This window comes from Spectribacter acetivorans (assembly GCF_031846305.1).
Taxonomy (GTDB): domain Bacteria; phylum Pseudomonadota; class Gammaproteobacteria; order Nevskiales; family Salinisphaeraceae; genus Spectribacter; species Spectribacter acetivorans.
Map to the genome: position 1 here is coordinate 1 of NZ_JAVRHY010000030.1, position 3,067 is coordinate 3,067.

Below are 3,067 nucleotides of genomic sequence, written 5' to 3' on the forward strand. Positions count from 1 at the left end.
CGATACAAGTCTCGCCAATACCTTTCAGGAACTCGAGTCAGGGCTGTCCCAGTACGCTGCCACCGTTAATGAGTTCGTTGGCGAGCTCGATGAACATACCGCCTCGATCACCAAGAATCTTGCCGGGGCTATCAGCGAATTTAGGGAAACACTCGAGGAAGCCCAAGACACATTTGCCTCTGGCATCCGCAGTCAATGAGTGATCGACGAGAAGACCTATTCGACGACGAAGGCGCAGGCTACCTGGTGTCTGTCAGCGACATCATGGCGGGCCTGCTATTCGTATTCATAATTACCCTTGTGGCGTTCATTATTCAGTTCAATGAAGCGAAACAAACCCAGCGTGAGCAAATAGAAGAACTTCAGAATAATCAGGACATGCGCGCTGAACTACTTAAACGGATTGAGCAACAATTGGAAGAAGCAGGTATCCAGATCTCCGTGGACCCGGAGTCTGGCGTCTTACGGCTCGATAAAGAAGTCGTGCCATTCGCACGGGGCGAAGAAGACCCCCTACCACTTGGAAGACGAAATCTCCAACTCATTGCCGAAGTGCTTGCTCGCGTCATTCCCTGCTTCACGCATAGGCCCCCGGATCGGCCCAGCTGCAAGCCCGAACAAAAAGACGAGTTGTCAGCCATTTTTATTGAAGGCCATACAGATAGTCAGCCATATCCGACGTCGCGGGACTACACGAACTGGAACCTATCTTCGGAGCGTGCGATTGAGAGCTATTTTATATTAGAAGATCGAGAGCCCAGCCTCGGAAAACTTGTGAACTCCCAAGGCCAGCCACTCTTCAGTGTATCCGGATACGCCGCGCGACGGCCTCGTACCGATATTCCTGGTTTAGCCACCACCGATCCGTTGCAGCGGCGGATCGAGCTTCGCTTCATCATGACTCCACCCGACACCGAGAACAAGATTGATGCTATCCGTGAGTTGGAAAGGCAAGGCGTGAGCTAGGACCGTGTCGGCCTACCTGAAAGCCAGACTTGAGGCTGCCTCGATTCCAACCCTGCTGCCTAGCCGCCGAAAATGGTCGGCTTTGAGTTCCGCTCGTTCAGAAATCCTCAACATCATTGGGGACACGACGCCGCGCGAACCGAATACCTACGACTTGCTGGAGACATACCGAATACTCAAGCGTGAGAAAGATTCTGGCGGTGATTGCTCTAACATACCGAGCGCTCATTTACGGCGAAGCCCATGGGTATTATTTGACAGCCCAGCAGATGATGACTCGCCTGAGCTCGCCGCTGACGAAACTTTCCTAACTAGGTATCTCGCCACCTTATCGACTCATGGCAGCAATACGGCGGTATTGTGCTTCGCACACGTTTTCTTGCGAACCTATCCCAGCGAAAAGCCTTATTTCAGAAACGCACTTAGCGTTCTCTCTGAAGAACTGCAACGTAGGGACTCACTCCGCATCGCCCGATTCCGGAATCGGTGTAATGAATACGGCCTACTGGATCTGAACGGCGCCTCTGAATTCGGCCGCCAAATGCGTCACGCTGATAGCTATGACGGCTTGAGCCGCAAGGCTGGCCTCACTGGGGCTCTGGCGTATCAGGGATTCATCGTGCCGGCAACGGCCGAACTTCTGAATCAGTTCGCGGATATGCTCCGACATTCTTCGGACGAACCCGACCATGAGATTCAGCAACTAGCGGCATTATTCAGCTTCCTCACCGGCGAATCAAAAGAACAAGAGCTACGATTTCCGAGCCTGCGAATTAATATCGCCAATTGCTTGCTATCGCCTTTTTCGGGCCACGACCCAGCGCCAAAATTAAGAGATCTGATTCGTGACTCCCTTATCGAATTACTTGGCGACCCACGCCTTGGCCCGGGTCGCTGGCATGGGGTAGAGCCCAGCGCTAAACAGGTACTTCTGCGCTGGTTGGTAAGCGCCACACTCAAGGACTTTTTCCAGATTGTCAGCCAAGCAAGCCGACGCGATCACGATGCCGACCGCATGTGGCCCTATCGGGAGGCCTTCTGGTGCGCATACCTTGATAAGGGCGTTATCAGTGATGCCTGGGTGGTCTTAGGACGAGATGTGCGAAACGATGCCCACCGCATTTTGGACCAGTACCACCATTCCTCATACGGGATATTGGAACCCGGATACCTGGTGAAACCCTCTCATGCTGTACTGATTCTTCGCATTGGAGAATTGATAATTACTGAGTGGAGCCACACCGGGAAATACCGAATCTGGTCAGACGACAATCCGTCGGCGCCAAAGTTTTACCAGCAACGGTACGCGCGGCGAAATTTGGTTCGAGAGCCTGATAACGAAGGGGCGCATAACAGCGCTGAGAACGGGACATGGCAGAGAAGAGTGGCAACAGAAATCGAGAATCAAACGAACATCCGCGTTACAGCCAGGGAGTATATGCCGCGTGAGTAAAACTCATATGCTTGAGTGGGAGAACAGCGAGCGCGGCGTCACCTTTCGAGTTCTGACCGCACACCACGACGCGTTGCCCATTACGGAATGGGGCACAAAACAATTACACGGGGTGTTCGGGCGAACAGTCAGTCTATCCCCGCTTAATAGCGTTATTGACGAAACAGCAGCCGCCGCGCCGGATACGACCGGCGTCACCCTTAGCCCCCACGAAGTTGAGGCGCTCAGCGAGGTCGAGCTCTCTCGCCTGGGATTACCCCCTGCTGCCCCACTCCGGCTTCGTTTGCGGGGTGAAGGGCTGATTAACTCTCCTGCGTTTCGACTCCAGCCAGAGCTTACGCATGCAAACGGTTCCCCGGTGATGGGCATTCAACGAGACGGCGCCATGGTGCAGTTTGGCGAGAAAAAGTATGTGCTGTTATTCCCCATGTACTCCCTCCTCGAGAAAATCGACCAGTTCGGCACTAGCACCACAGAGTCTCAACAAGAGCGAATGCTCCAATGGGCCGAACTAAAAGCACTGCTGCCCGACGATGCTGAGATCGAAGGCATGCTTCGTACTCTAAATGTGGTTCGAGCCGATGCCTTTAGCATCGATACCGACACCAATGGGGATATTTCACCCCTGCTGAGGCATCAAAACTTTTC

At 53.5% G+C, this 3,067-nt stretch carries 3 protein-coding genes and 1 pseudogene; all 4 read left to right on the plus strand.

Annotated elements, in window-relative coordinates:
- Positions 1–199, plus strand: a pseudogene (locus RM531_RS15925) (hypothetical protein); the annotation flags it as partial.
- The gene (locus RM531_RS15930; RefSeq protein WP_311660707.1) at positions 196–966 is read left to right on the plus strand and encodes an OmpA/MotB family protein; all 771 of its coding nucleotides are present in this window, start codon (positions 196–198) and stop codon (positions 964–966) included. The pseudogene RM531_RS15925 and the gene RM531_RS15930, both read left to right, overlap by 4 nt.
- A gap of 4 nt (positions 967–970) precedes the next feature.
- Positions 971–2,419: an EH signature domain-containing protein gene (locus tag RM531_RS15935; protein ID WP_311660708.1), complete on the plus strand. Its 1,449-nt coding sequence runs from the start codon at positions 971–973 to the stop codon at positions 2,417–2,419.
- The coding region (locus RM531_RS15940; protein ID WP_311660710.1) for a hypothetical protein at positions 2,412–3,067 on the plus strand (656 nt) is incomplete at its 3' end. The genes RM531_RS15935 and RM531_RS15940, both read left to right, overlap by 8 nt.

Coding starts and splice junctions, on each gene's coding strand:
- RM531_RS15930 (WP_311660707.1), top strand. CDS start 196: ATGAGTGATCGACGAGAAGACCTATTCGACGACGAAGGCGCAGGCTAC.